The sequence below is a fragment of the Microbacterium sp. LWH12-1.2 genome (assembly GCF_040675825.1).
Taxonomy (GTDB): Bacteria; Actinomycetota; Actinomycetes; order Actinomycetales; family Microbacteriaceae; genus Microbacterium.
In genome coordinates this window covers 2327745-2353938 of the sequence record NZ_JBEGIJ010000001.1, presented here as the reverse complement: position 1 = coordinate 2353938, position 26194 = coordinate 2327745, and the positions used below count along the sequence as shown (strand labels likewise).

At 68.5% G+C, this 26194-nt stretch carries 23 protein-coding genes; 10 read left to right on the top strand and 13 right to left on the bottom strand.

The features are described 5' to 3' along the window. Nucleotides 1-36: 36 nt before the first annotated feature. Nucleotides 37-2001, top strand: coding sequence for a chondroitinase-B domain-containing protein (locus MRBLWH12_RS11375; RefSeq protein WP_363548918.1), 1965 nt, complete (start codon nt 37-39; stop codon nt 1999-2001). A 128-nt stretch (nt 2002-2129) separates the two neighbouring features. Here the strand turns inward: MRBLWH12_RS11375 and uxaC are convergent, their stop codons facing one another. After that, complete coding sequence (uxaC, locus tag MRBLWH12_RS11370) at nt 2130-3545, bottom strand: glucuronate isomerase (protein ID WP_363548916.1); 1416 nt, start codon at nt 3543-3545, stop codon at nt 2130-2132. A 143-nt stretch (nt 3546-3688) separates the two neighbouring features. Between uxaC and MRBLWH12_RS11365 the strand changes: the two genes are divergently transcribed. After that, nucleotides 3689-5020, top strand: coding sequence for a mannitol dehydrogenase family protein (locus MRBLWH12_RS11365; protein WP_363548914.1), 1332 nt, complete (start codon nt 3689-3691; stop codon nt 5018-5020). A 2-nt stretch (nt 5021-5022) separates the two neighbouring features. After that, nucleotides 5023-6069, top strand: a complete 1047-nt coding sequence (locus tag MRBLWH12_RS11360) for a LacI family DNA-binding transcriptional regulator (RefSeq protein ID WP_341977631.1) — start codon at nt 5023-5025, stop codon at nt 6067-6069. A 126-nt stretch (nt 6070-6195) separates the two neighbouring features. Here the strand turns inward: MRBLWH12_RS11360 and MRBLWH12_RS11355 are convergent, their stop codons facing one another. The 6 genes from MRBLWH12_RS11355 to MRBLWH12_RS11330 all read right to left on the bottom strand — a co-directional run bounded on the left by MRBLWH12_RS11355 (nt 6196) and on the right by MRBLWH12_RS11330 (nt 13003). Next, nucleotides 6196-7683: a polysaccharide lyase 6 family protein gene (locus MRBLWH12_RS11355; protein ID WP_363548912.1), complete on the bottom strand. Its 1488-nt coding sequence runs from the start codon at nt 7681-7683 to the stop codon at nt 6196-6198. 90 nt (nt 7684-7773) lie between these two features. After that, entirely contained in the window at nt 7774-9057 is a 1284-nt protein-coding gene (locus tag MRBLWH12_RS11350) for an alpha-L-fucosidase (protein ID WP_363548910.1), read from the bottom strand. Then, nucleotides 9054-9809 (bottom strand): tyrosine-protein phosphatase, encoded by a 756-nt coding sequence (locus tag MRBLWH12_RS11345; RefSeq protein WP_363548908.1) that lies wholly within the window; start codon nt 9807-9809, stop codon nt 9054-9056. The genes MRBLWH12_RS11350 and MRBLWH12_RS11345 overlap by 4 nt, the downstream gene beginning before the upstream one ends. 25 nt (nt 9810-9834) lie before the next feature. Continuing rightward, complete coding sequence (locus MRBLWH12_RS11340) at nt 9835-10701, bottom strand: carbohydrate ABC transporter permease (protein WP_363548906.1); 867 nt, start codon at nt 10699-10701, stop codon at nt 9835-9837. After that, nucleotides 10698-11669 carry a carbohydrate ABC transporter permease gene (locus MRBLWH12_RS11335; protein ID WP_363548904.1) on the bottom strand — a complete coding sequence of 324 codons (972 nt, stop codon included), beginning with the start codon at nt 11667-11669 and terminating at the stop codon, nt 10698-10700. The genes MRBLWH12_RS11340 and MRBLWH12_RS11335 overlap by 4 nt, the downstream gene beginning before the upstream one ends. Further along, nucleotides 11666-13003, bottom strand: coding sequence for a sugar ABC transporter substrate-binding protein (locus MRBLWH12_RS11330; RefSeq protein WP_341977643.1), 1338 nt, complete (start codon nt 13001-13003; stop codon nt 11666-11668). Before MRBLWH12_RS11330 ends, MRBLWH12_RS11335 begins: the two co-directional genes overlap by 4 nt. A 132-nt stretch (nt 13004-13135) precedes the next feature. Here MRBLWH12_RS11330 and MRBLWH12_RS11325 point away from each other — a divergent pair, with 132 nt between their 5' ends. The 3 genes from MRBLWH12_RS11325 to MRBLWH12_RS11315 all read left to right on the top strand — a co-directional run bounded on the left by MRBLWH12_RS11325 (nt 13136) and on the right by MRBLWH12_RS11315 (nt 16448). Further along, complete coding sequence (locus tag MRBLWH12_RS11325; RefSeq protein WP_363548901.1) at nt 13136-14146, top strand: hydroxyacid dehydrogenase; 1011 nt, start codon at nt 13136-13138, stop codon at nt 14144-14146. A gap of 104 nt (nt 14147-14250) precedes the next feature. Further along, entirely contained in the window at nt 14251-15348 is a 1098-nt protein-coding gene (locus MRBLWH12_RS11320; RefSeq protein ID WP_363548899.1) for a LacI family DNA-binding transcriptional regulator, read from the top strand. After that, nucleotides 15345-16448 carry a glycerate kinase gene (locus tag MRBLWH12_RS11315; RefSeq protein ID WP_363548897.1) on the top strand — a complete coding sequence of 368 codons (1104 nt, stop codon included), beginning with the start codon at nt 15345-15347 and terminating at the stop codon, nt 16446-16448. Before MRBLWH12_RS11320 ends, MRBLWH12_RS11315 begins: the two co-directional genes overlap by 4 nt. Nucleotides 16449-16552: 104 nt before the next feature. Here the strand turns inward: MRBLWH12_RS11315 and pgm are convergent, their stop codons facing one another. After that, nucleotides 16553-18196 (bottom strand): phosphoglucomutase (alpha-D-glucose-1,6-bisphosphate-dependent), encoded by a 1644-nt coding sequence (gene pgm, locus MRBLWH12_RS11310; RefSeq protein ID WP_341977649.1) that lies wholly within the window; start codon nt 18194-18196, stop codon nt 16553-16555. Nucleotides 18197-18273: 77 nt separating this feature from the next. On the opposite strand from pgm, the gene pheA reads away from it, so the two are divergent. Next, the gene (pheA, locus tag MRBLWH12_RS11305; protein ID WP_363548895.1) at nt 18274-19224 is read left to right on the top strand and encodes a prephenate dehydratase; all 951 of its coding nucleotides are present in this window, start codon (nt 18274-18276) and stop codon (nt 19222-19224) included. 17 nt (nt 19225-19241) lie between these two features. On the opposite strand, the gene MRBLWH12_RS11300 is transcribed toward pheA, so the two are convergent. The 3 genes from MRBLWH12_RS11300 to MRBLWH12_RS11290 all read right to left on the bottom strand — a co-directional run bounded on the left by MRBLWH12_RS11300 (nt 19242) and on the right by MRBLWH12_RS11290 (nt 21082). After that, a complete protein-coding gene (locus MRBLWH12_RS11300) occupies nt 19242-20282 on the bottom strand; it encodes an LLM class flavin-dependent oxidoreductase (RefSeq protein WP_363548893.1) in 1041 nt (346 codons plus the stop codon). Between the two features lie 66 nt (nt 20283-20348). Further along, entirely contained in the window at nt 20349-20576 is a 228-nt protein-coding gene (locus MRBLWH12_RS11295; protein ID WP_363548891.1) for a DUF2795 domain-containing protein, read from the bottom strand. Between the two features lie 83 nt (nt 20577-20659). Beyond that, nucleotides 20660-21082: an Hsp20/alpha crystallin family protein gene (locus tag MRBLWH12_RS11290; protein WP_102191392.1), complete on the bottom strand. Its 423-nt coding sequence runs from the start codon at nt 21080-21082 to the stop codon at nt 20660-20662. A gap of 131 nt (nt 21083-21213) precedes the next feature. On the opposite strand from MRBLWH12_RS11290, the gene MRBLWH12_RS11285 reads away from it, so the two are divergent. From MRBLWH12_RS11285 to MRBLWH12_RS11275, 3 genes are all read left to right on the top strand, one after another. Next, the gene (locus MRBLWH12_RS11285) at nt 21214-21498 is read left to right on the top strand and encodes a MerR family transcriptional regulator (RefSeq protein ID WP_363548889.1); all 285 of its coding nucleotides are present in this window, start codon (nt 21214-21216) and stop codon (nt 21496-21498) included. Nucleotides 21499-21581: 83 nt separating this feature from the next. Next, nucleotides 21582-22208: a phosphoribosyltransferase gene (locus MRBLWH12_RS11280; RefSeq protein ID WP_363548887.1), complete on the top strand. Its 627-nt coding sequence runs from the start codon at nt 21582-21584 to the stop codon at nt 22206-22208. Nucleotides 22209-22253: 45 nt separating this feature from the next. Further along, nucleotides 22254-23981 carry a cation:proton antiporter gene (locus MRBLWH12_RS11275; RefSeq protein WP_363548885.1) on the top strand — a complete coding sequence of 576 codons (1728 nt, stop codon included), beginning with the start codon at nt 22254-22256 and terminating at the stop codon, nt 23979-23981. Between the two features lie 198 nt (nt 23982-24179). Here the strand turns inward: MRBLWH12_RS11275 and MRBLWH12_RS11270 are convergent, their stop codons facing one another. Both MRBLWH12_RS11270 and MRBLWH12_RS11265 read right to left on the bottom strand, forming a co-directional pair. Then, a complete protein-coding gene (locus tag MRBLWH12_RS11270; protein ID WP_363548883.1) occupies nt 24180-25622 on the bottom strand; it encodes a dicarboxylate/amino acid:cation symporter in 1443 nt (480 codons plus the stop codon). A 138-nt stretch (nt 25623-25760) separates the two neighbouring features. Then, complete coding sequence (locus MRBLWH12_RS11265; RefSeq protein ID WP_363548881.1) at nt 25761-26102, bottom strand: hypothetical protein; 342 nt, start codon at nt 26100-26102, stop codon at nt 25761-25763. Nucleotides 26103-26194 lie beyond the last annotated feature (92 nt).

Sequence of the window (26194 nt, the reverse complement as noted above, 5' to 3'; positions counted from 1 at the left end):
ACCCGCGGTCCTGAGCTCGTCGAAGGACCACCATCAATGAAGATCGGAACAGGAATGAGAACCACTCAACGAGTCCTCGCCGTGCTGGCGACGGCATGCCTGCTCGCCGCGGGCGGCACCGCCGCGCACGCGAGCGCCCAGGAAACAGTCCCGGCGACGGCGTTCGGCCAGGCCGGCCCGCTCAGCGCGACCGAGGTCGGTCCGCTCGCCGAGACCCTCATCTCGCAGGGCCGTCCCGCGACGGCCTCCTCGGTCGAGACCTCCTCCTTCCCGGCGAGCAACGCCGTCGACGGATCGGCCACCACGCGATGGGCGAGCGTCGAGTACGTCGACCCGCAGTGGATCACGGTCGATCTCGGCGAGGGCGCGACGGTCTCGCGCGTGCTCCTGAATTGGGAGGCCGCCTACGCCAGCAAGTACAAGGTGCAGATCTCGGTCGACGGCACGACCTGGACCACGCTCAAGGATGAGACGGCCGGCAACGGCGGCACGGACGACATCACGGGCCTCAACGGCACAGGCCGATACCTCCGGGTCCACGGCACCGCGCGCGGCACGGCCTACGGTTACTCCCTGTACGAACTGCAGGTCTTCGGCAGCACCGGCGGCGGCACGCCGACCCCGACGCCGACGCCCACCCCGACCGTTCCCGCCGGGCAGACCCTCGTCACCTCGATCTCGCAGCTGCAGAGCGCGATCAACAGCTCCGACCCCGGTGACACGATCGTGCTGAAGAACGGCAGCTACAGCGTCTCCACCGCGGTGAGCCTCGGATCCAGCGCCTCCGGAAGCTCGTCCGCGCCGGTGACCATCAAGGCCGAGACCGTCGGCGGCGTGACGCTGACCGGCTCGTCGAGCTTCAGCTTCTCGAGCGTGCAGTACGTCAGCATCCAGGGCTTCAAGTTCACACAGTCGACGACGATCGACGTGGGCTCGAGCAGCAAGGCGGTGGACTTCGTCCGCAACGAGTTCGCGTTCTCCGACGCGGCGGAGCACAACCTGATCGTCCGCTCGGACGACTCGGAGATCGCGTACAACTGGTTCCACGGCAAGGACTCGCTCGGCGTCTACCTCGGCATCGAGGGCCCCGGCAGCGACACCGTCGCCAAGAACTCCCACATCCACCACAACTACTTCTCCGACCACAACTTCACCGGCACCAACGGCGGCGAGTCGATCCGGCTCGGCACCAGCCCGAAGGCGCTCTCCAGCGGCGGCGCGATCGTGGAGTACAACCTGTTCGAGAACGCCAATGGCGACCCGGAGACGATTTCGGTCAAGTCGAGCGGGCACACCATCCGGTACAACACGATCCGCGACAGCGTCGGCGGCATCGTGCTGCGCCACGGCAACAACAACAAGGTGCTGTCGAACTACATCCTGAACGGTGACAACGGCATCCGCATCTACGGCAACGACCACGTCATCATGAACAACTACGTGAGTGGCATCAGCAACGACGACGGTGCGATCGTCGTCGGCTCGGGCACGGTGCGCGACCACTTCGTGGGCGAGAGCGCCGATTCGCGGAAGAAGTACGATGCTCCCGACCGCGTCCGCATCGGCCTGAACACCGTGGTGAACAACGTCAACGGCCTCGCCGGCGAGACGCACCGCACGGTCAAGCCGCTCAACGTCACCATCGTGGACAACATCTTCCAGGGCGCCACCGGCAACCTCGCAGACGTGCCGCTCATGCAGGACTTCTACTGGCGAGGCAACATCCTGTGGGGCTCGGCCGCCAATGGGAACATCCCGACGGTGGGCTACACGCGGGTGAACCCGCAGCTCGCTCAGGATTCGGCCGGAGTGTGGAAGATCGGCTCGTCGAGCCCCGCGGTGAACGCGGCGTTCATGACCGATCACGGCACCTGGGTCACCGACGACATCGAGGGGCGTCAGCGCTCGGGCACCTACGACGTCGGTGCGCATGAGGTCACCAGCAACGCGGCGACCCGCGCTCCGCTGACCACGTCGAACGTGGGGCCGACCGCCCCGTAGTCGCAGGGAGAGATGGAAAAGGCCGGTGAAGATCAATCTTCACCGGCCTTTTCCATCCCTGTGGACGGATGTGCGGCGGGCGCACCGTAGCGGCGGGCGCCGCGGCGGCGGGCGGCGGATGCCGTGACTCAGGCCTGCGGGATGCGGAACGTGTCGTAGGGGATGCGCCGGACCAGGTCGTCGGCGATGTCAGCGGCATCCGCCTCGGTGAGCCGGTGGGTGGCGACGAGGGAGGCCAGGTACGAGGCATCCGCTCTGCGTGCCATGTCGTGCCGCGCGGGGATCGAGCAGAACGCCCTGGTGTCGTCGATGAACCCGGAGGTCTTGGCGAAGCCGGCGCTGTCGGTGATCGAGCGGCGATAGCGCTCCATCGCATCCGGAGTGTCCAGGAACCACCACGGCGCTCCGACGTACACGCTGGGGTAGAAGCCGGCGAGCGGAGCGAGCTCTCGCGAGAACGCGGTTTCGTCGACGGTGAACAGCACGAGCCGCAGCTGCGTGTCGGTGCCGAAGTCGTTCAGCGCCCGTCGCAGCGGCTCGGTGAACGTGGTCGGCAGGGGCAGGTCGTGGCCGGTGTCGGCGCCGTGGCGCTCGAGCGTGGGCTCATGGTGGTTCCGGTGCACGCCCGGATGCAGCTGCATCACCATGCCGTCCTCGGCGGACATCTCGATGAGGCGGTAGAGGATGTCGCGGCGGTAGGCCGTGCCCTCGGCGACGGTGGCTGTTCCGCGCAGGCCTGCAGCATGGATGCGTTCGGCCTCGGCGTCGTCCAAGGGGAGAGCCCAGGCATCCGCCACGCCCGTGTCGGTGGCCGTGCCGCCGGCGGCGCGGAAGTACGCGCGACGGGCGCGCAGCGCGGCGAGAAGGCCCGCGTGCGTATCGCAGGCGATATCGGATGCGGCGGCGAGGCGATCCAGCGCGGCGATCCAGCCGGTGGCGGCCGGGTCCATGCTGCGGTCGGCCCGGAATGTCGGCAGCACGCGGCCGCGGAACGTCGGATCCTCGGCGAGGATGCGGTGCGCGGCAAGATCGTCGGCAGGGTCATCCGTGGTGGCGAGCACGTCGACGCCGAACCGTTCGAAGAGGGCGCGCGGCCGGTAGGCGTCGTCGGTCAGTCGCTCGGCGATCTCGTCGTAGACGAGGTCGGCCGTGTCGGGGGTCAGCCGGGTGGTGACCCCGAACACTTCGCCGAGCTGATACTCCAGCCAGTACTGCACGGGGGTGGCACGGAACAGGCGCCAGTTCGCCGCGAGCACGCGCCACGCTTCGCGCGGGTCCACCGGCGGCGCCCCCGCGGGGGCCTGTACCTGGCCGAGCGGAACGCCGGCTCCGTGCAGCACCCTGGTCACGTAGTGGTCGCCGGTGATCAGTAGGTCTGTTGGAGAGGCGAACGGCGCGTTCTCGGCGAGCATCGAGGCCGGGACGTGGCCGTGCGGGGAGCAGATGGGGGCATCGCTGACGCGGAGATAGAGATCCCGGGCGATATCCCGGGTGGCCGGGTCGCTGGGGAAGAGGCGGTCCGGGTGCATCATCGTGGTCGGCATGCTGTCCTTCGGGGGTCGTGCGCGGCGACGGAACGGTCGTCGCCACGGTTGACGTTACCGGGCCTCGCCCACTATGGCAACCGCTTGCCATAGAATGGTTCCGAAGTCGACGCTGGAGTCGGCGGGGAACACGAGGAGACGGCATGTCGCAGCGTCCACAGGGCATCGACGAACACACCATCGCCCACCTGGGCGTCGGTGCGTTCCACCGTGCACACCAGGCCTGGTACACGCACCGTGCGACCGATCAGGACGACCCGTGGAGCATTGCCGCCTTCACCGGGCGATCGCCAGAGCAGGCGCAGATCCTGCAGGCGCGGCAGGGCGCATACACGCTGATCACCCGCAGCGCCGACGGGGATGACTTCACCCAGATCACCAGCATCCGCTCGGCCCATGACGGCGCCGAACGCGCGCAGTGGGAATCCGTGATCGCCGATCCGCAGACGGCCGTCGTCACGCTGACCATCACCGAGGCCGGGTATCGGCTCGGGGCCGACGGCCGGCTCGACACCTCCGCCGTCGTCGACGCCGACCTCCGGAATGCGATCCATTCCCCGGATGCTCCGATCGCGACGGCGCCGGTGCGTCTCGCGCTCGGTCTCGCCGCCCGCCGCGCGGCAGCTGCGCCGCCCCTCACGGTCATCAGCTGCGACAACCTCAGTGGCAACGGGGAGATCGCGCGGTCCGTCGTGCTCGCTGCCGCCGCCGTGCTCGATGCGACCCTGCCGGACTGGATCGACGAGAACGTCGCCTTCCTCTCCTCGATGGTCGACCGCATCACGCCGCGGACGACGGCTGCCGACGTCACCGCGGTTGAGCAGGCGACCGCCATCCGCGACGAGGGGACCGTCGTCGCCGAACCCTTCTCGGAATGGGTGATCGAAGACGGCTTCGTGGGTCCGCGACCCGCGTGGGAGCGGGGCGGTGCGCGACTGACCGTCGATCTCGCGCCGTTCGAGGAGCGCAAGCTGCGCATCCTCAACGGGGCGCATTCGCTGCTCGCCTATCACGGGCTGCGCAACGGGTTCGATGATGTGGCCGGCGCCTTCGGCGATCCTTACCTGCGCTCCCTCGTCGAGGACTACTGGGCGATCGCGGCCTCGAGCTGCGCCCTGCCCACCGATGAACTCGAGGACGCGATCGATGCCACGCGGCAACGGTTCGCCAATCCGCGCATCCGCCATCAGCTGGCACAGATCGCACTCGACGGCGCGCACAAGCTGCCGCACCGCATCGTGCCGGTGCTCGAGCACGCCATCCGGTCAGGTGCGGACGCGGAGGTGCCGGCGTCCGTCATCGCCGCGTGGTGCCTGCGCGGCGGTCAGTCCGCCGACGACGCCACAGCGCTGCTCTCCGGGGTTCAGGACGCATCCGCCGCGGACGCAATGCTCACCGTGATCGGGCGCGAACTCCGTAGGCTGGAGGGTGACCCCACCGGCGCCCCCCGAAGCGCCGGTGCAGTGAGGAGCTGAGCATGGCCGAAGACGGCACCGCCGACGCCGAGCTGCGAGCGGAGCGGGCACCGGCGGCCGGCTCGGAGAGTGTGACGATCTACGACGTCGCCAAGCTGGCCGGCGTGAACCCGTCGACGGTGTCCCGGGCGCTGAACAGGCCGGGCAGGGTCAATGCCGTCACCGAACGGCGGATCCGAGCGGCTGCAGAATCCCTCAACTATCACGTGAATCCGATGGCGCGAGCGCTGCCGACAGGGCGCACCTCGATCATCGGTCTCGTCGTCTCCGACATCACGAACCCGGTGTTCTTCGACGTGATCCGCGGCGCCGAGGCTGCTGCCGCCCGGGCCGGATACACCCTGGTGCTCACCGAGTCCGAGGAGTCGGACGAGCGCGAGTACGAGAGCGCCCAGCGGATGCTGCGCATGGTCGACGGTCTGCTCCTCGCGACTCCCCGCATGTCGGATGACCAGATCCGCGCGCTGGCGCGGCAGAAGCCCATCGCCGTGGTGAACCGACTGGTCGAGGACGTGCTGTCCGTGGTCCCGGACGTGCAGCACGGCATCGCCGAGGCCGTGCGGCATCTGCGCAGCCTCGGGCACAGCCGGATCGCATACGTGCCGGGTCCTCCGCTGTCCTGGATGGCTCGGCACCGCGGCGAGCTGCTCTCCCAACGCTGCGAGTGGGCCCACATCGAGCTGCTGCAGCTCGCACCGGTCGCGCCCACGGTCGTCGGCGGGCGCAGCGCGGCGATGGCGGCCAGGGACAGCGGAGCGACGGCGGTCATCGCGTACAACGACCTCATCGCGATCGGTCTCATGCAGGAGCTCGTCGAGACCGGCATCCGGATCCCGGCGGACATCAGCGTGCTGGGCTTCGATGACATCTTCGGCGCCGACTTCACGTCGCCGCCCCTCACCACGGTCAAGTCGCCGCTGCGCGAGGAGGGCGATCACGCCATGGCTGCGTTGCTCAGCCGGGTGACCGAGGGCTCTCTTCCTCCGGTCGGATTCGACCTGGCGACCAGCCTCGTCGTCCGGGGCTCGACGGGAATCGCCGCCGGCTGAGCGGGCGGCCCTGGCGGCATCCGCTTTCTGCAACGTTTCACAGTGTGGCAAGCGATTGCCAAGCGAGAGCGGACCGGGCCGAGGTCGGCGTCCCGGGGGAGGACGCCGACCTCGGTCGCGGGGGGATCAGGGGGCGAGCGGCCCCACGTCAGCCGGAGTCAGCGGCGCGCGCTTCGCGATCGCCGAGCTCGACTCATGGCAACCGACGTCGGCGGCGCCGATGCGCTTGCGGCCGCCGATGTCGTCTCGCACCTGGCCGGAGTGATCCTGAGTCGCGGCGTCGATGGCCGGGCTCGATGCACTGATCCGCCACACGTCGGCGGAGTCCCGCTCGAGCTGCGGGTCGACGCGGGTGAAGCCTGTCGTCGGCAGGTCTCCGTCGGCGGCAGCGCCCCAGAGGATGTTGCCCGACCAGGTGAAGCCATTCGACACGGGCACCTTGGCGAGCGTTCCGACATCGCCCTGGATGATGTTGTCGACGATCACGCAGTCGTTCGGCTCGATCGGCCGGTGCGTCTCTCCGGAGATGCCGCCCGTGTTGCCGACGAAGTTGTTCAGCGCGATGCGGACGCGGTCGGCCGCGTCGTTCTTGTTGCGCGAGTTGGCGGGCTCTCCCTCATAGTGATCGCGCAGCGTGCCGGCGCCGAGCACCAGTGCCGTGTCTGCCGTCTCGCCGACGTAGTTGTTGACGATGACGTGGTCGTTGCCGTAGATGCGGATGCCGCGCTGGCCGCGGATGATGTGGTTCGACTCCACGACGGTGCGGTTTCCGTGACGCAGCACGATGCCGCCGCCGCTGTCGCGCATGGTGTTGAAACGGATCGTGTTGTCGCTGGACTTCACCGAGATCGCCTCAGGGTCGCCGTTCGTGCGCTCGAAGAGATTGAACTCGACCAGTGCGTGGGCGCTGCTGAGCGCGCGCGGGCTGACACCGAGTCGGATCGGCTCGCCGCCGTTGTCGCCGGCGAAGCTGTGATCGGAGAAGTAGTTGTGGTGGATGTGCACGTTCTCGGCCATCTCGGTCGACCCCGCGCCCTCGACGCCGAGGAAGATGCCGAGCGTCGACTTGCCGTGGAAGTGGTTGTACTCGATGACCGTGTTGTCGGCGCGCACCATCACGCAGTGCATGCCCTCGATATCGGCGAGCACGAACTCATTGCGGCTGAGCGTGATCGCCGTGCAGCTCGCCGGGATCTCGAACGTCGTCGACTGCGTGAAGACGAAGCCCTGGAGCGCCAGATCGTGCGTGGCATCGAAGGTGAAGCTCTGTGCGCCCGTGAGGGTGACGCCGCCGATCGATTCGGCCATGATCGTGAGCGGCTTGTTCCAGCGGCCGCCGGCGCCGGCGAGGCTGATCGGAGCGCCGTCGGGTACCGCGTAGGTGCCGTCGGCGACGATGATCGTTCCGCCGTTGGTCATCTCGGTGATCGCGGTACGCAGCGCGTCCAGCGACGAGACGTGCGAGTACGGCCCGCGACCGGGAAGCAGCGGTGCGATGCGCGAGGCTACGGATGCCGAGGCAGGGCCCCCGAACACGGATGCTCCCGCCTGCTGCGGGATCGCGATCGCTGCCGCACCGGCGACAGCGGACAGGATGAACGTACGACGCTTCATGTTTCCTCCTCGTTGAGGCGGCCCCTTCGACGAGCTCAGGGACCAGGGTTCAGGGTCAGGGACCCAGGGTTGGGGTGGGGAGAGGTGCGGTCAGGGAGTCTCGGTGAGGAACAGCTCGATCACCGGGACGGGGGTCTCGGGGCGCTGCACCGGAAGCTGGAGCGTGAGCGTGCCGTCGGGCAGCCCGCCCATCAAGGTGTTCTGCGCCTGACGGTTCGGGTCGATGTGCAAGGGGACGAGCTCGGAAGCATCCGACATCAACTGGGCGTAGCGGACCTTGCCGGCGAGTCCGGGCAGGTGCAGGTGCTTGAACGGCCAGGAGAAGAGGTGCACGTACAGGCGGTCTCCGCGCAGGGTGTATCGCGCATCGTTCGGGGCCTGCCAGGGGGCGGCGCCGGCACCGTGGATCGAGCGGGCGTGGTCGTCCATCCACGCGGCGATGTCGTCGAAGGTGCGCTGCGCCGTGCGGTCGATCCGGCCGCGGCCGTCGGGCCCGACGTTCAGCAACAGGTTCCCGTTCTTCGCGACGCCGTCGATGAGGAGCTTGATCAACGATTCCGAGCTCTTCACGTCGAGGTTGTCGCGGTCGTAGCCCCAGCTGCCGTTGAGGGTCTGGCACGCCTCCCAGGCCACGGGAGCGCCGTCGCGCTCCATCGGCTTCAGCGGCTGGTACTGCTCAGGGGTGACGATGTCGCCGGGAATACCGAGACGGTCGTTCACGATGCAGCCCGGCTGCAGTGCACGCACCAGGCAGAGCAGGTTCTCGGCATCCCAATCGGCGGCGCCCTTGCCGCCCCAGTAGTCAGGGCGATGCGTGTAGGAGAAGTCGAAGAAGAGGTAGTCGATCTGGCCGTAGCCGGTGAGCAGCTCGCGCACCTGCCCGTGCAGGTAGCGCTGATAGTCGCGGATATCGCGGTCGGCCGTTGCCGCTTTGAACTCCTCGTCGTCGCGCTGCGGATGCGTTCCGTCGACGGGGAACCCGTCGTGGTGCCAGTCGATGAGCGAGTAGTAGATGCCCACGCGCAGGCCCTCGGCGCGGCATGCCTCGACGAACTCCGCCACCGCATCGCGGCCGAACGGGGTGTTCACGGAGGTGTAGTCGGTGAGCTTCGAATCCCACAGGCAGAAGCCGTCATGGTGCTTCGCCGTGAGGACCACGTAGCCGGCACCGGCATCCTTCGCAGTGCGCGCCCAGGCGCGCGGGTTGTAGCGATCAGGGTCGAAGTGGTCGAAGTACGGCGCGTACTGCGCGTCCGTCATGTGTTCGCGGTTCTTGACCCATTCGTGGCGTGCGGCGAGGGAGTAGAGCCCCCAGTGCACGAACATGCCGAGGCGCGCTTCTGCGAACCACTCGAGATCGGCGGATGTTGTCATGACGAGGCTCCCGGGATTGTGGGTGCGGATTCGACGAGGGCGGCGCGCAGCGCGCTCAGCTCCGAGGCGGTGAGGCCGTGGGCGATCAGGTAGTCGGCGGCGGAACCCCACTCGGCGTCGAGGTTCGCGAGAGTCTCGCGCATCACCTCGGCGGGGGATTCGGTGGCGAGCATCCAGGCGTGGCTCGACTGCGGGTACTTCTTCGCCAGCCGTTCCGAGGTCGCTCGGCGGTGTTCTGCGGGGATGAGGTCGCCGGTCAGGGCGTAGTCGGCGACGACGGATTCTCGATCCGCGCCGACAGCGGCGAGGGCGAGCGCGATCGTGACGCCGGTGCGGTCCTTGCCGGCCGTGCAGTGCACGAGGGTCGGCTCGCCCGCGGCGATGATCCGCACAGCATCCACCAGCCGGTTCGATCCGCCGCCGAGCAGGTGCGCGTAGATCTCGCCGAGGCTGTAGTCCTCGAGGAAGAACGAGCGCGTGGAGCCGAGGTAGAGAGGCAGTCGGGTGATCTCGACGCCGGTGACCGCCGTGACATCGGCTGCCACCTCGTCATCGGCGCGCAGGTCGACGATGCGGCGCACGCGGGCGCGGACCTCATCCGCACCCTGCGCACCGAGCCCGGCGAGGTGACCCGAGCGGAACAGTCGCCCTGTGCGGATCACCCCGCCGTCTGCGGGAATGCCACCGACATCCCGGAAGCCGGTCACGCCGTCGATCTCGACGATCGCCGTCGGCTCCGTCGTCGCTGTCATCGCTCGCTCGCCCGTCATGGTTCGATCAGCCCTTGAGCGCGCCGGAGGTGAGTCCGCGAGCGAACGAGCGCTGGAACAGGAGGAACACGATCACCGAGGGGGCGAGCGCGAGCAGCGATGCCGCCATCACCACGCCGGGGGTGACCTCCGGTTCGATGCGCAGGGTGCGCAGCGCCAGCGGCAGCGTGTACGTGTCGCTGGAGGTCGAGACGAGCAGCGGCAGCAGGTACTGGTCCCAGATCATCGTGAATCCGAAGACCCCGATGACGCCGATGGCCGGCTTGCACAGCGGCACGATGATCTGCGCGAACACACGCAGCTCGCTGGCGCCGTCGATGCGCGCGGCCTCCTCGAGCTCGAGGGGCACGTCCTTCATGAACTCGGTCATCACCAGGATCGAGAACGCCCAGGCGCCGATCGGCACGATCATGCCCGCGAGGGTGCCCATCAGGTTGATGTGCAGGAAGGGGATGTCGGCCAACAGGATCGACAGCGGCAGCGCCAGGATCTCATCGGGCAGCATCATCGTCGCGAGGATCGCGACCAGCGCCAGCGCCGAGAAGCGGAACTTCTTGCGGGCGAGGGCGTAACCGGCGAGGACCGAGACGATCACCTGCAGGAGCAGACCGAAGCCGACGACGAAGAACGAGTTCATGAGGTAGCCGAGCACGCCGAAGTCGAACGCGACGGAGAAGTTCTCCAGCGTCGGCCGGTTCGGAATGATGCTGAGCTCGGTCGGGTCGTTGACCTCGCTGAACGCGCCGGAGAGCAGCGCGAGCAGGGGGCCGGCGAACAGCGCGACGACGACCGCGTACAGCAGCACCTTCACGCCGATCCCGACGATGGTGCGGCTCTCGGTGAGTCCGAGGGCGGTATCCGTTCCGGCGGTCATGCGTCCTTCTTCCTTCGCAGCATCAGCTGCACCGCGAGGGTCAGCACCAGCGTCGCGAGGAACAGCAGCACGGCTCCGGCCGAACCGACGCCCAGCTTCTGCTGTTCCAGGCCGAGTTTGTAGAGGAGGGTCATCACGACCTCGGTAGCGCCGTTCGGGCCGCCGTTGGTCATGAGGTACACCTCGGTGAACACCCGGAAGCCGCGGATGGCGGCGAGGATGAACAGGATCGAGAACACCGGGCGGAGTCCCGGAAGAGTGACGTGCAGGATGCGCTGCCAGCGGTTCGCACCGTCGACGGTCGCGGCCTCGTAGAGCCCTCGGTCGATGCCGGCGAGTCCCGCGAGGATGATCATCATGTCGTAGGGGCCGCCGCGCCAGATGCCCATCAGCATGATCGACCACATGGCCGAGTCCGGGCTGTTGATGTACTCACTGGGGGCGAGGCCGACGATCCCGATGATGGAGTTCAGGAACCCGTTGTCGGTCGGGTGGTACATGATCCGCCACAGCTCGGCGATCACGGCCATCGGAACGACGACCGGGAGGAAGGCGGCGGAGCGGATGAAGGAGAGCTTGCGGGTCTGGCCCTCGAGGAGGAGTGCCAGCAGGAAGCCGAGCACCAGGCATCCGAGCGTCTGACCGAATGCCAGGACGAGGGTGTTGATCGTCGCGTCGCGGAAGGCCGGATCGGAGAGGATCGTCTCGTAGTTCTTCAGCCCGACGAACTCGTTGCCGAGGTAAGGGCGGACGTTCTCGACCGACATGCCGATGGCCTGGACCATGGGGATGTAGCGGAAGACGAGGAACAGCAGCAGGGCGGGCATGAGGAAGGCCCACGGGACCCACCACTGTCCCTGTACGCGATGGCGGCCACGCCGCCGGGCGGGCGGCGGGGACACGCTGGTCCCCGCCGCCGACTTCGGAGCGTCTGCCGTGTTCACGGCGTCGGCTGTGTGGATTGTCACTGCTTGAGGATTCCCTGCGTCAGGAGCTCGGCCGTCAGCTTGCCGTCGAGCTTGGTGAGTTCTTCTTCGACGTCGAGGGAGCAGTCAGCGAGCAGGGCGTTGATGGTGTCAGCGCTCATCTGGCGTACCGGCGTCCAGCTCGGGATGGTCGGCGCGTAGTGGCCGCTCTCCTTGTAGGCGGTCGCGAACGTCTCCCAGCGGGGGTCGTCGCGGACCTCGCTGATGTCGACCTTCTCGTTGACCGGGAGCTGGATGGCGAAGGCATCCGTGCCCTCCATGCCGTAGGTCTGCGATTCTTCGCCGACGTACCAGTCGGCGAAAGCCGTCTGACCCTTCTCGTTCTCGGAGCCGGCCATCAGGTAGACCGTGCCGCCCTCAGCGAGCACCGAGGCGTCCTTCGGGCCCTCAGGCGCCGGGACCACGGTGTACTTGTCGGCGCCGAGCACCTTGTCGAAGCGCGGCATCATGTAGGGGCCGGTCACGTACATGCCCGCGACGCCGGACTCGAAGGCCTCGTTCGTCGGCGGGGTGTCCATGCTCGGGGCTCCCGGCTGGATGACGCCGGCCGTGCACTGCAGGTCGCGGAACCAGGTGGTCGCCTCGATCGCCTCGTCCGTGGTCATCGACGGCAGCCACTCGTCGCCGGAGCCGGTGATGAAGTCGCCGCCCGCAGCCCAGAGGAAGTTCGAGAAGTACCAGGAGGCGTAGCCGCGCTTGGTCGAACCGGGAACGGCGAGTCCGTAGGTGTCGGCCTGGCCGTTGCCGTCGGGGTCGTTCTTCGTGAACGCCTCGGCGACGGCGAGCATCTCGTCCCAGTCGGTCGGTGCCTCGAGGCCCAGGTTCGCCAGCCAGTCGCTGCGGATCATGAGCGCGTTCGCCTGAGCGGAGTAAGGGATGCCGTAGGTCTTGCCGTCGATGGCCTTGCCGGCCTCGAGGGCCTGCGCTGTCATGTTCTTCGAGTTCTTGATGTCCTTGAGGTCGACCTCGCGGAGGATGCCCTGCGACTGCATCGTGCCGAGCTGGCTGACGTCGTTGAGCACGATGTCCGGCAGGTCCTTCTGGCCGGCGCGCTGAGCGAGCTTGATCTCGAAGTCATCGAAGATCGCGGTGACCTCGGCTTTGTAGCCGGTGGCCTCCATGAATGCTTCGACCTGTCGGATCGTCGCAGCCTCGCTCGGGCTGCCGGGGGTGGTGCGGGTCCAGACTTCGAGGACGGCCTCTTCGTCCTGCTTGACGCCCGAGCTGTCGCCTTCGGGGGCGGCTGCGCTGGAGCAGCCGGCGAGCGCAAGCGTGACGACGCCCAGGACTGCGGCTGCTTTCATCTTTGTGTGCATGGTTTCTCCAGGGTTTTGGCAAACGCTTGCCACTTTGCAAGACGTCGATGGCGAATCTAACCTAGGGATGCGAACACTGTCAATCATTGATCGGATGTTTCGCTTTCAATCGTGATGATGTCGGGAGACGAAGTGGTCGATAGAGACGAGAAGTTTCGAGTGCGTCTGGTGATGGAGGAGCGGCGTCGAGGGGATGTCTATCCCGCCGACGTGCTGGCCGATATCGACCGTATCGCGGACCTGGAGCGCCCGTTCCTCACGGCGCAGCAGCTCGCGGCCGATCCGGAGGCGCTGCGCGACACCGACGTGCTCCTCACCGGCTGGGGTGCGCCCGTCATCGATGCCCAACTGCTCGCCCGAGCCCCGCGGTTGCGGGCAGTGCTGCACGGTGCGGGATCCGTGAAGCACCTGATCACGGATGACTTCTGGGCGCGCGGACTCTCGATCGTCTCCGCGGCCTCCGCCAACGCCGAGCCGGTCGCCGAGATGACCGCCGCGCAGATCGTTCTGGCGGCTCGCGGAGTGCCGGCATCCCGCCGCCGGTATCGTGCCGAGCGCACTCTCGCCGCGGCCCAGGCCGCTTCCGGTACCAGGGGGAGCGTCGTCGGCCTGGTCGCGCTGGGGGAGATCGGACGGCGAGTGGCGGAGCGGCTGCGCGGCTCGGATCTCATCCTGCTCGCCGCTGACCCGTTCGCGGATGCGGCGGCCGCTGCCGAGCTGGGCGTCTCCCTCGTGTCGCTGGACGAGCTGTTCGACCGTGCCGACGTCGTGAGCCTGCACGCGCCTCTCCTCCCGGCGACGGAGGGGATGATCGACGCCCGCCTCCTGGAGCGGATGCCGGAGGGTGCCACGCTCATCAACACCGCGCGGGGTGGCCTGATCGCCGAGGCTGACCTGATCGACGTGTTCCGCCGTCGCCCCGATCTGACCGCGCTGCTGGACGTCACCGCACAGGAGCCGCCGGCGCCGGATTCGGCGCTCTGGGACCTGGAGAACGTCGAGCTGACGCCGCACGTGGCCGGCTCCATGGGCACTGATCGTGGAGCGATGGGGCAGCTCGTCGCCGAGGAGCTCGAACGCCTGGTCGGAGGCCGGCCGCTGCAGCACGCGATCGCGCGGAGCACCCTCGAGCGCATGGCCTGATTCGGAGGCGGAAGGGCGCGGGGTCCGGCGATTGGTCCGGCAACCGATTGCCACGATGGAGGGACGCGCCGGGTCCGGGTGGGCGACGCCGCTATGCTCGGTTCATGGATACGTCCGAGCCGACTCCGGAAAGCCCCTTCCGCGTTCGCGCGACACGGCCGGGCCGACACAGCGCTCCCACGCTGGAAGACGTCGCGCGCGTCGCCGGAGTGTCGCTGGCCACGGCATCCCGCGTCCTGAACGGGTCGGAGCGAAAAGTCGCCGAGTCGTTCCGGGAACGGGTCGAGCAGGCAGCCGAAGAACTCGGATACACAGCGAACGTGTCGGCGCAGGCCACCGCCCGCGGGACCTCACCGGTCATCGCGCTGCTCGTCGCGGACATCGCCGACCCCTACTTCGGCCTGATCGCCTCGGGTGTCGCGCGCGGTGCCGACGAGCACGGCCTCGTCGTGACCATCGCGATCACGGAACGCGACCCCGCCAGGGAGAAGCGGATCGTGCGGGCGTTGCGTGGTCAGCGACCGCAGGGGCTCATTCTCGCTGCGTCGCGCACGCACGAGCCCATGGAGCAGGAGACCAGACAGGAGCTGGCGGAGTTCGCCCGGTTCGGTGGTCAGGTCGTCGCTCTCGGCGCAGGTGAGGCGGGGGAGCGCAGCGTCCAGATCGACAACGCCGCCGGCGCTGAGGCGCTCGGACGCCGGATGGCCGATCTCGGATACCGTTCGGCGGTGGCGCTGGCCGCCGCGGCGGGGGTGGACACCTCCGATGCGCGACTCGACGGATTCCGTCGCGGCTTCGGTGCAGGCGGCGGCGCGGTGCAGAAGATCTACCGGGGCGACTTCCGGCGGGAGTCGGGAACGGACACCATGGCGGAGGCGCTGGCAGACGGCATCGACCGCGGCACGCTCGTCTTCGCGATCAGCGACGTCGTCGCGATCGGCGCGATGACCGCCATCCGCGACGCCGGACGCGAGATCGGTGCGGACATCGCCGTCTGCGGCTTCGACGACGTGCCGTCGAGTCTTGACGTCACCCCGCCGCTCACGACCGTGCACGTCCCGCTGACCGACGTCGGCTACCAGGCGTTCCGCGCGACGATCGATCCCGACTGGAAGCAGGGGCCGCTCCCGCTCGACGTCATCGTGCGCGCGAGCACGCCCGCGCTCGCGACCGGCGGCGCCGCGGAAAAGGAGCTCGGATGAAGGTCGTACTGGCACCGGACAGCTTCAAGGGCACGATCACCGCGGCGGATGCGGCGTCTGCGCTTGCCGAGGGGTGGGCGTCCGTCGATGCCGCCGCATCGTTCGTCTTCCGCCCGATGGCCGACGGCGGCGAAGGCACGGTCGCCGCGTTCGCAGCGGCCGTCGCAGGCGCGCAGCGCATGCCTCTCGTCGTGGACGGCCCCGCCGGCACACCGGTCGAGACCGCGTGGCTGCTGCTGCCCGCCTCTGCAGATGCCCCAGACGGAACCGCCGTCATCGACCTGGCCTCCACCTCGGGCATCGAACTGCTGGACGAGCTGCGGCCGTGGGATGCCGACACGACCGGCTTCGGGCAGGCCGTCGTCGCGGCCCTCGACCACGGCGTCTCGCGCCTTGTGGTCGGCATCGGGTCGAGTGCGTCGACGGATGGCGGCACCGGTCTGCTCACCGCGCTCGGCGCCCGATTCCTCGATGCCGCCGGCGCGCCGGTCGTGTCGGGAGCGCGAGGACTCGCCGACATCGCCGACGTCGACCTCAGCGGGCTCCGGCCGGCGCCGGAGGTGCGGGTGCTCACCGACGTCACCAATCCGCTGACCGGCCCACGCGGCGCGGCAGCGGTGTTCGGGCCGCAGAAGGGACTCGTCGAAGGCGACATCGCCGTCGTCGACGCCGGTCTGGAGCAGCTCGCCAGGCTGCTCGACATCGACGCGTCGTTCCCCGGTTCGGGAGCGGCCGGCGGTACCGGAGCGGCGCTCGTGGCCTGGGGCGCGACTCTCGCGCCGGGCTCTGCCGAGGTCGCACAGTTGATCGGCGTCGCGGAGGCTCTGGCCGGCGCGGACATCGTGATCACCGGCGAAGGGTCCTTCGACGGACAGTCCGGAGACGGCAAGGTGCCCTCGTTCGTCGCGGGCCTTGCCGAGGACGCCGGAGTGCGCGCGATGCTCGCCGCCGGTCGGATCACCTCGGATGCCGATACGACGCTGTTCGTGGCATCCGCTTCGCTCACCGACCTCGCCGGGTCGCCGGCGGCCGCCCTCGCGGAGCCCGCACGCTGGCTGCGCGAGGCCGGCGCTGCACTCGCCCGGGCCGCAGCATCCTGAGCTGAGCGTCACACGCGTTCGGGGATGGTTTCGACCGGTTCCAGGCCGTGGGAACCGGTGAAACCTCTCCCTGAACTGCGGTCAGGCGGCGTCGGGGGACGGTGTCAGCCGCCCAGAGCGGCCGACACGACGGCGCGGGCCTCTTCCTGCACCTCGGCGAGGTGCTCAGGGCCGAGCAGGCTCTCGGCATAGAGCTTGTAGACGTCTTCGGTGCCGGACGGACGGGCGGCGAACCATGCGTGCTCCGTCTGCACCTTCAGGCCGCCGATCGCCGCGCCATTGCCGGGGGCGTGCGAGAGCTTCGCCGTGATCGGCTCGCCGGCGAGGGTCGTCGCGGAGATGCTCTCCGGTGCGAGCTTGCCGAGGGTCGCCTTCTGCTCCGGGGTCGCGGCGGCATCGACTCGCTGGTAGGCGGATGCTCCGAAGGCCTGCTCCAGCTCGGCATAGCGCTCCGACGGAGTCTTCCCGGTGACCGCGATGATCTCGGCGGCCAGAAGGCAGAGCAGGATGCCGTCCTTGTCGGTCGACCAGACCGAGCCGTCCTTGCGCAGGAACGATGCTCCGGCCGACTCCTCGCCGCCGAAGGCGACAGAGCCGTCGAGCAGCCCGGGCACGAACCACTTGAATCCGACCGGAACCTCGAGCAGACGCCGGCCGAGCGACTCGGCGACGCGGTCGATGATCATCGACGAGACCAGGGTCTTGCCGATCGCGGCATCCCGCGGCCACTCGGCGCGGTGCGAGAACAGGTAGTCGATGGCGACCGCGAGGTAGTGGTTCGGGTTCATCAGCCCGGCATCCGGGGTGACGATGCCGTGCCGATCGGCGTCGGCGTCGTTGCCGGTCAGCACGTCGTAGTCGCCCTTCTTGGCGACGAGCGAGGCCATCGCCGAGGGTGACGACGGATCCATCCGGATCTTCTCGTCCCAGTCCAGCGTCATGAAACGCCACGTCGGGTCGACTTCGGGGTTCACCACGGTGAGGTCGAGTTCGTAGACCTCGGCGATGAGCGCCCAGTATTCGACGGATGCTCCGCCCAGCGGATCAGCCCCGATGCGGACGCCCGCCTTGCGGATCGCGTCGACGTCGATGATCGAGGCGAGGTCGCGCACGTAGGCGTCGCGGAAGTCATAGGCGGGGAGCGCGTCCCAGTCGACGTCGGCGAAGCGCTCCCGCTTGACACCCTCGAGGCCGGTGGCGATCAGCTCGTTCGCGCGGTCGGCGATCCAGCTGGTGGCATCGGTATCGGCGGGGCCGCCGTGCGGGGGGTTGTACTTGAAGCCGCCGTCGCGAGGCGGGTTGTGGCTCGGCGTGACGACGATGCCATCGGCTCGGCCCGCAGCATCCGCCGCCAGATCGCGGTTGAAGGTGAGGATCGCGTGACTGAGCGCCGGGGTCGGCACATACGAGTCGCGGGAATCGACGCGGACGTCGATGCCGTTCGCGACCAATACCTCGATCGCACTGCGCTCCGCCGGGAGAGACAGCGCGTGGGTGTCGCGGCCGAGGAACAGCGGACCACGGATGCCCTGACTGTCGCGGTAGTCGACGATGGCCTGCGTCGTCGCGAGGATGTGGTTCTCGTTGAAGCTGCCCGACAGCGAAGACCCGCGATGACCACTGGTGCCGAAGGCCACGCGCTCAGCGGCGACATCGGGCTTCGGGATGCGGTCGTAATAAGCGGCGATCAGTTCGTCGACATCGATGAGGTCAGTTTCCTCCGCGGGGAGGCCGGCACGGCTCGTCATGCACTCAGTCTGCCCTCTGTGCGGCGGGACCGCATCCGCGATCCGGGCGGATTACGCGCAGGGCGCCGAGGGCTAAGGTGAAACGCGTGACTGAACGCCGTACCTACAGCTACCTCGGCCCTGCCGGAACATTCACCGAGGCGGCGCTCGAGCAGGTCGCGGAAGCCCGCGGCCAGGACTGGCGCGCCGTGCACAACGCCGGTGAGGCGTTCGCCGATGTGCTGGAAGGTCGCAGTCATGCGGCGATGATCGCGATCGAGAACTCCGTCGAGGGCGGGGTGTCCACCACGCAGGATGCACTGGCGACGCTACCGGGGCTCCGCATCATCGGCGAGTATCTGGTGAAGGTGAACTTCGTCCTCGTGGCGCCCCGTGGAACGACGCTCGACGACGTGCAGGTCATCGCGGCGCATCCCGTCGCCTACGCGCAGTGCCACGGATGGCTCGGTGAGCATCTTCCCGCGCACTCGCACGTCCCCGCTGCGAGCAACGTCGCCTCCGCCATCGGCATGCTCGACGGCACCCTGCCGGTGCAGGCCGCCATCGCCCCTCCGGGGATCGTGCGGCACTACGACGTCGACGTGCTGGCGACCGAGATCGGCGACAACGCCCAGGCCGTCACCCGCTTCGTGCTCGTCACCCGCACCGCGCGGCCGCCCGCGCCGACCGGGGCCGACAAGACATCCATGATCGTCGAGCTGCCGCACGACCATCCCGGTTCGCTGCTCGAGATGCTCGAGCAGTTCTCGACGCGGGGCATCAACCTCTCGCTCATCGAGTCGCGGCCGATCGGCGACGAGCTCGGACGCTACCGCTTCGTCATCGACGCCGACGGCCACATCGAGCACGAGCGGATGGCCGACGCCGTGCTCGGCATCCGCCGGTTCAGCCCGCGTGTGGTGTTCCTCGGCTCGTACCCGCGTGCCGACCGGCAGATCGTTCAGTACCCGGAGCGCTACGCCGACGACGTGTTCGTCGAGGCGCGGGACTGGCTGCGCGGCATCCTGAGCGGCGAGCCCGAGGCGTAGCCGCGCGCCACGCCCGCTCAGATCGCGGCGGCGATGAGCTCCAGCGTCTGGGCCCGGCCGAACGGCTCCGCGAGAGGTTCCGCATCGAAGGATCCGGCCACGGGCGAAAGCATGACCTCGTCGACGCCGAATCGGTCGGCGAAGGAACGGACCTCGGCGGCGACCGTCTCTCCGGTGCCGACGAACCAGCGCGACCGCGCGGCCTGCACGACCTGGTCGGTCGCGGCATCCGTCTCCGCCGCCAGCGCCTGCTCGACCGTGTCGAGCGCCGTGAGCGGCTTGTTGAGACGCAACCGGGCCATCATCCGCAGCTGCGGGAGGGCGCGGGCCTCCGCCTCCTCCGAGGTGGGAGCGGCGACGGCGTTGACAGTGAGGAACGTGCGAGGCTCCGCGAGTGCCTCGGAAGGCCGGAACCCGGAGCGATACAGGTCGAGCGCGCGTTCGAGCCCCTCTCCGGAGAAGTGGTTCGCGAACACGTACGGCAGCCCCTGCGCGGCGGCCAGCTGTGCCGAGTAGTCGCTGGATCCGAGCAGCCACACCTCGGGCACGCCGGTGGCTGCGGGCGTCGCGTGCACCGAGTACTCGCCGCCCGAGGTGAAGCGCACGGTGGCGCCTTCGTCGGAGAGCAGCAGCGAGATGTCCTGCACATGGCGCGGGAACTGCTCGACGTCGCTGGTGGTGCCGGCCGTGCGCAGCAACTGGGTGATCACCGGGTCGCTGCCCGGCGCGCGGCCGATGCCGAGGTCGATCCGCCCCGGGGCGATCGCCTCGAGGGCGGCGAACTGCTCGGCGACGATGAGCGGGGCATGGTTGGGGAGCATCACACCGCCCGAACCGAGCCGGATGCGGCGGGTGCGACCGGATGCCGCGGCGATCAGCACCGGCGGAGACGTCGACGCGACCGCCGGCATGTTGTGGTGCTCGGCGAACCAGTACCGACGGTAGCCGAGCTGATCCGCGCGCCCGGCGAGGGCCAGTGATGCGGCCACCGCCTCTGCACTGGTCTGTCCGGTGCGTACCGGAACGAGGTCTAGGACGGAGAGGGCGGTGGCAGTCATCCTCCTCCCCAACCTCGCGGGGCGGCGGGGCATTCCCCCTCAGGGTTCAGAAGGTGGAAGCTCGCGCTACGTGCTCACCAGGGGGTGCCCGAAGAGCGCGTCCGCGAGCGTCGCGCGAGCGAGGAAGTAGCGGATGTGCCAGCGTGCGGCGAAGCTCTGATCGGGGAGGTCTCCGAGAAGCGCACAGTCGCTCGCGGAAAGGCCCTCGCGCGCGGCTTCGCGCAGCAGGTCGTCCTTGGTTGCGGGGTATTCCATGTCCGCCAGGAAGGCGTCAAGGGATGTCGGGATGGTCATGATGTCTCCTCTCTGGGAACTTCTGGGCGTATGGGTTTTACGCAGTGGGGGTCGCCGCCGCGACCCCCACTGCCGGGATCGGGTCAGGCGTCGATGGCCTGGCGCTGTTCGCCGGACTCGACCGCGATCTTCCGCGGTTTCGCGCGCTCGCTGACCGGGATGACGACCGAGAGCACGCCGCTCTCGTACGACGCGCTGATCTTGTCGGCATCCACTCCGTCGCCGAGCATGAACTGGCGCAGGAACATTCCTGCACCCCGCTCGCGCGCGAGCCAGCGGACGCCTTCACGGGTGTCCGCGGTGCGCTGAGCCCGGATCGAGAGCTGCGCTCCGTCGACGTCCACGTCGATGGATCCCGGATCGACGCCCGGCATGTCGGCGTGAAGGATGTATCGATCCCCGTCGCGGTAGAGGTCGACCGGCATCAGTCGCGGGGCCCGAACGGAGTCCAGCACGCTAGCCGCGAAACGGTCCAGCTGGCTGAACGGGTCGAATGACAGTGACATGAGTGATCTCCTTTCGTATTGCCCACCTGCGGGCTATCGCAATGAGCTGCATATTATCTGCAACTCGTGGTATAGATTTTTTATAGAACAACTTCAGATCCAATGCAACCCGAGATAAGGAAACTTTCAGAATGGCCGAACGTGATCCCCGGCTCCCGGTCTACGGGATCGCCGTCGCGGCACAATTGAGCGGGGTGCCGGAGGCAAGTCTGCGGCTGTTCGAGGCCAAGGGGCTCCTCACGCCGTCGCGCAGCGAGGGCGGCACTCGGCGCTACAGCGACGAAGACATCGGTCGGCTTCGTCGAGTGACGGACCTGCGTGAGGAGGGGGTCAATATTGCGGGGATCCGCCGTGTGCTCGACCTCGAGGATGAGAACGCAGGTCTGCGCGACGAGCTGGCCGACGGCCGCGGCTGAGGGCGGCTCGGGCGTCGGGCGCCACAGGGCTTGACCCGCCCATCGCTCGGGGGTACTCCAGAAGGAGGACGGAGGCGGCGACGGTGTGGTTCGCAGATCGAAAGCAGGCGGGGCGGATGCTCGCTGAGCGATTGGCGGAGCATCCGCTCACTGACCCGGTCGTACTGGGACTGCCGCGCGGTGGTGTCCCGGTCGCGGTGGAGGTCGCGCGGGTGCTCGATGCGCCGCTGGATGTTCTCGTCGTCCGCAAGCTCGGCTTCCCCGGTCACGAGGAGTTCGCGATGGGAGCTGTGGGCGAGGACGGGGCGAGAGTGCTCGATCAACGGGTGGCCGCCGGCGTCGCGCCTCGCGACCTGGAGCAGATCGAGACCAGAGAGACGATGGAGATCGGTCAGCGTGTCGCCCGGTTCCGCGACAGGCGGCCGGCCGTCGATCTGCGCGGACGCACCGCGATCATCGTCGACGACGGTGTCGCGACCGGGGCGACCGCCAGGGCGGCCTGCGCGATCGCGCGGGCGAGGGGCGCCGCCGTCATCGTGCTCGCTGTGCCGGTCGCTGCTCCCGACTCGCTCGCCGAACTCGCGGATGCGGCGGACGAGATCGTGTGCCTGTACGCACCCGCCGGGTTCATGGCGGTCGGCATGCACTACGTGGACTTCCGCCAGGTCGAGGACGCCGAGGTCATCAGGCTGCTCCGCTCCGCAGAGTGAGGTTTCGGACCCGGCCGCCACGGGTCATCCCGCTACGCTTCGACCATGGATGCCGGGATCTTCTTCGTTCTCACAGGCGCACTCATCGTCGCCGCCATCGCGCGCTGGCGCGGATGGCCGGCGCCGCTGCTGGTCACGGTCGTCGCGCTCGCCGTTTCGTTCGTGCCGTTCGTGCCGAATCTCGAGATCGACGGTCATCTGCTGCTGACCCTCGTGCTGCCGCCGCTGCTGTACTCGGCCGCTCTCGACGTCTCCTTCATCAGCTTCGCGCGCAGTCTTCCCCAGATCCGTCGTCTCGGCATCGGGCTGGTGCTGGTGACGACGCTGGTGGTCGGGCTCATCGCCTGGTGGATCCTCCCCTCGCTGACCCTGCCCGGCGCGCTGCTCCTCGGAGCGATCGTCGCGCCGCCCGATGCCGTCTCCGCCGCCGCGATCGGCCGCAAGCTCGGGCTGCCCCGACGAGTGATGACCGTGCTGTCGGGAGAGAGCCTCATCAACGACGCGACCTCGCTGACGCTGTACCGGGTGTTCGCGTCGATCGTGCTCGGCGCCACCGTCAGTGTCTGGGAAGGCATCGGCCAGTTCGCGCTCGCTGTGGTGTTCGGCGTCGGTATCGGCCTGGTCTTCGGCATCGTCATCCACCAGCTGCGCCTGCGGATCGCGGATCCCGTCGTCATCGGTACCTTCGGCCTGCTCGTGCCGTTCGGCGCCTATGCGATCGCCGAGCACGTCGGGGGATCGGGTGTGCTCGCTGTCGTCGCGATGGGTCTGTTCGTCGGCTTCAACTCGCCGAGCACCAGCTACACGACCAGGCAGCAGGAGGCGCCGCTGTGGCTGTCCGCCGACTTCCTGCTGGAGAGCTTCGTGTTCGCCTACATCGGCTTGCAGTTCCCTCGAGTGATCAGCGACCTCGGCGACGAATCCGTCGTTCATGTGATGCTGCTGTCCGGGGCCGTGCTGCTCGCCGTCCTGCTGGTGCGCCCCGCGTTCGTGTATCCCGCGAATGCGTGGGGTCGCTTCCAGCAGCAGGTGCGGCTGCGTCGCTTCGACCGACGGGTGCAGTCGGGCCGAGTCCAGGCGCGGTTGGTGCGCGGGAAGCATCCGCGAAAGCCGCAGATGTCCGTGGAGCAGCTGCGCGGGCGGATGATCGCGCCCGCCCTGACCTGGAAGGACAACGCCGTCATCTCCTGGGCCGGGATGCGCGGGGTCGTCACTCTCGCGACGGCTCTCGCCGCCGCGGATCTGGCTGACCTGGACAGAGGCGCAGGTCATGCGATCGTCGTCGTCGCGTATGTCGTCACCCTCGGCACGCTGCTGTTGCAGGGCTTGACGCTGCCGTGGCTCATCCGTGTTCTCGGGGTGGTGGCCGATTCGGAGCACGAGGAGGACCGACGCCAGCTCGCCGCAGTCCGTGCGCGCAGCAAGGAGGCGGGTAAGGAGTATCTCGAACAGCGCCGTTCCGAGTGGATCGCAGAGCACGGCAAAGGCAGCACGGCAAGGTTCGACGCCTTCGAGACGCGCCTGCTGAAGATGGAGACCGATGCTGATCGGGCGCAGGCGAGCACAGACGGTTCGGGTCCTGCGCATCCGACCTACGCCGAGCTCGAGGAGCTGTCGCGAGGGTGGCTGCAGGTGCGGCGCGAGGTGCTGCGGCAGGAGCGCGACGCCGGGAAGTTGAACGAGGAGGTGATGCGCGAGCTGATCGCGGCGATGGATGCCGAGGAGCTCGCGCTCGACACTCGGGGTGCGCTGCGGTTGCCCGGGCGGGCGTAGGGGCGCATCCGCCTCCATAACTCCGGAGATTTGCGGGGCAGGACGCGCAGTGCCCGCGTGATTTCGGGGAGCCGGATGCCTGCGGGCCGCGTTCTTCCTGAATTGTGAACGGCAGGCCGTCGGAGCCTCCGTCACCCGGATGCCGAAAGCGCCCCGTCCCGCAGGGGACGAGGCGCTCTCGAGGGGTGACGCAGCGGGTCAGCGGGCGCCGACCGGCTCCGGATCCTTGTCACTGACGGCATCCGTCTCCGGCACGCCGTCGGAGTCATCCGAGTCGCCGGAGTCGTCCGCGAACGGAAGGCCCTCGCGTGGAGCGTTGTAGAGCTCCTCGTCGAGGATGCCCTCGCGCTTGGCGACGATGGTCGGGACGAGCGCCTGGCCGGCGACGTTGACCGCGGTGCGGCCCATGTCGAGGATCGGGTCGATCGCGAGCAGCAGGCCGACGCCCTCGAGCGGCAGGCCGAGCGTCGACAGCGTGAGCGTCAGCATCACGGTCGCGCCGGTGGTGCCGGCTGTTGCCGCCGAGCCGACGACCGAGACGAGAACGATGAGCAGGTACTGCACGATGTTCAGCTCGATGCCGAAGAACTGCGCGACGAAGATCGCGGCGATGGCCGGGTAGATCGCGGCGCATCCGTCCATCTTCGTCGTCGCGCCGAATGGCACGGCGAACGATGCGTACGAGCGGGGTACGCCGAGGTTGCGCTCGGTGACGCGCTCGGTGAGGGGCAGCGTGCCGATCGAGGAGCGGCTGACGAAGGCCAGCTGCACGGCGGGCCAGACGCCCGAGAAGTACTGCTTGATCGAGAGGCCGTGCGTCTTCACGATGGCCGGGTAGACCACGAAGAGCACGAGCGCGAGGCCGATGTAGATCGCGGCGGCGAACCAGGCGAGCGAGGTGAGCTTGTCCCAGCCGTACTCGACAACGGCCGCGCCGATGAGGCCGAAGGTGCCGAGCGGGGCGATGCGGATGATCCACCACAGCACGCGCTGGATGACCTTCAGCAGCGACTCGGTGAAGACGAGGAACGGCTCGGCCTTCTTGCCGGCCTTGAGTGCGGCGATGCCGACCACGGTCGCGACGACGATGACCTGCAGGATGTTGAAGCCGACGCTGGACGTGACGGCGCCCGCCTCGGGGTTGAAGGAGCTGTTCACGCTGAGGCCGAGGAAGTTCTGCGGGATGAGCCCGAGCAGGAAGTTCCACCAGGTGCCGACCGTGTACGGGTCGCCGGGCTCGAGGCCTGCACCCGCGCGGGATCCGGGCTGGATGACCAGGCCGAGCACGATGCCGATGGTGACGGCGATGAACGCGGTGATCGCGAACCACAGCAGCGTCTGCCCGGCGAGGCGGGCGGCGTTCTGCACCCGACGCAGGTTCGAGATGCTGGCGACGATGGCGGTGAAGATCAGAGGGACCACGGCGGCACGGAGCAGCGTGACGTAGGAGCCGCCGATCGTGTCGAGCGTGGCGGAGAGTCCGTTCGGAGCGTCAGCCGTGGCGCCGAGCTGACGGGCCAGCAGGCCGGCGGCGATGCCGAGAACGAGGGCGGCCAGGATCTGGAAGCCGAACGAGGTCAGCAGCTTCCGGACGGGTCCGCGGGTATCTGGCGCTTTCTGGGCGCGGGCGGTGGTGCTCATGAGACTCCAAGTCGTTGCGCGCCGGTTGCGCGCCATGGGAGACAACGCTAGGAGCACCCATTCATTCCGAGGGCCGAAATGACGAAGGATGACGGATGCTGTGCGCATCCGTCATCCTTCGGTGATTGCTGCCGGAGATTACTTACCGGACTTCTCGGCGCACTCCTGGATGTTGTCCTTGATGAGTTGTGTGGTGAGGTCGCGGTCTTCGACGTTCTTCTGCTTGTCCTCGCCGTTGGCGATGTAGTTGAGGGTCTCGTCGCTGAGCTTCGAGTCGACGAGGACCTCGGCCAGGCATGTGGCGACGTCCTTGGTGACCACGTCTTCCTGGCCCTGCTCGACGAAGACCTGGTGGATGCCTTCGGCGACCTTGTCGACCGAGGGGCGTGCGGGGCCGGCGCAGGCGGCGAGGGAGAACGCCACGGCCGCGATGGGCAGGGCGAGAAGAAGGCGGGTGCGCAGTTTCCGGTCGATGTTCATGAGTTCAGGGTATCGGCTAACAGTGAATTGATAGGGGTCGCCGAGTGGGGAGAATTGCCCATGTATTCGCGGCGTCCGTCTGTCACGATGGC

Coding starts and splice junctions, on each gene's coding strand:
- MRBLWH12_RS11350 (WP_363548910.1), bottom strand. CDS start 9,057: ATGACAACATCCGCCGATCTCGAGTGGTTCGCAGAAGCGCGCCTCGGC.
- MRBLWH12_RS11360 (WP_341977631.1), top strand. CDS start 5,023: ATGGCCGAAGACGGCACCGCCGACGCCGAGCTGCGAGCGGAGCGGGCA.
- MRBLWH12_RS11290 (WP_102191392.1), bottom strand. CDS start 21,082: ATGTCACTGTCATTCGACCCGTTCAGCCAGCTGGACCGTTTCGCGGCT.
- MRBLWH12_RS11375 (WP_363548918.1), top strand. CDS start 37: ATGAAGATCGGAACAGGAATGAGAACCACTCAACGAGTCCTCGCCGTG.
- MRBLWH12_RS11265 (WP_363548881.1), bottom strand. CDS start 26,102: ATGAACATCGACCGGAAACTGCGCACCCGCCTTCTTCTCGCCCTGCCC.
- MRBLWH12_RS11345 (WP_363548908.1), bottom strand. CDS start 9,809: ATGACAGCGACGACGGAGCCGACGGCGATCGTCGAGATCGACGGCGTG.
- MRBLWH12_RS11295 (WP_363548891.1), bottom strand. CDS start 20,576: ATGACCATCCCGACATCCCTTGACGCCTTCCTGGCGGACATGGAATAC.
- MRBLWH12_RS11285 (WP_363548889.1), top strand. CDS start 21,214: ATGGCCGAACGTGATCCCCGGCTCCCGGTCTACGGGATCGCCGTCGCG.
- MRBLWH12_RS11340 (WP_363548906.1), bottom strand. CDS start 10,701: ATGACCGCCGGAACGGATACCGCCCTCGGACTCACCGAGAGCCGCACC.
- MRBLWH12_RS11270 (WP_363548883.1), bottom strand. CDS start 25,622: ATGAGCACCACCGCCCGCGCCCAGAAAGCGCCAGATACCCGCGGACCC.
- MRBLWH12_RS11355 (WP_363548912.1), bottom strand. CDS start 7,683: ATGAAGCGTCGTACGTTCATCCTGTCCGCTGTCGCCGGTGCGGCAGCG.
- MRBLWH12_RS11330 (WP_341977643.1), bottom strand. CDS start 13,003: ATGCACACAAAGATGAAAGCAGCCGCAGTCCTGGGCGTCGTCACGCTT.
- MRBLWH12_RS11275 (WP_363548885.1), top strand. CDS start 22,254: ATGGATGCCGGGATCTTCTTCGTTCTCACAGGCGCACTCATCGTCGCC.
- MRBLWH12_RS11365 (WP_363548914.1), top strand. CDS start 3,689: ATGTCGCAGCGTCCACAGGGCATCGACGAACACACCATCGCCCACCTG.
- MRBLWH12_RS11320 (WP_363548899.1), top strand. CDS start 14,251: ATGGATACGTCCGAGCCGACTCCGGAAAGCCCCTTCCGCGTTCGCGCG.
- MRBLWH12_RS11315 (WP_363548897.1), top strand. CDS start 15,345: ATGAAGGTCGTACTGGCACCGGACAGCTTCAAGGGCACGATCACCGCG.
- uxaC (WP_363548916.1), bottom strand. CDS start 3,545: ATGCCGACCACGATGATGCACCCGGACCGCCTCTTCCCCAGCGACCCG.
- pgm (WP_341977649.1), bottom strand. CDS start 18,196: ATGACGAGCCGTGCCGGCCTCCCCGCGGAGGAAACTGACCTCATCGAT.
- MRBLWH12_RS11300 (WP_363548893.1), bottom strand. CDS start 20,282: ATGACTGCCACCGCCCTCTCCGTCCTAGACCTCGTTCCGGTACGCACC.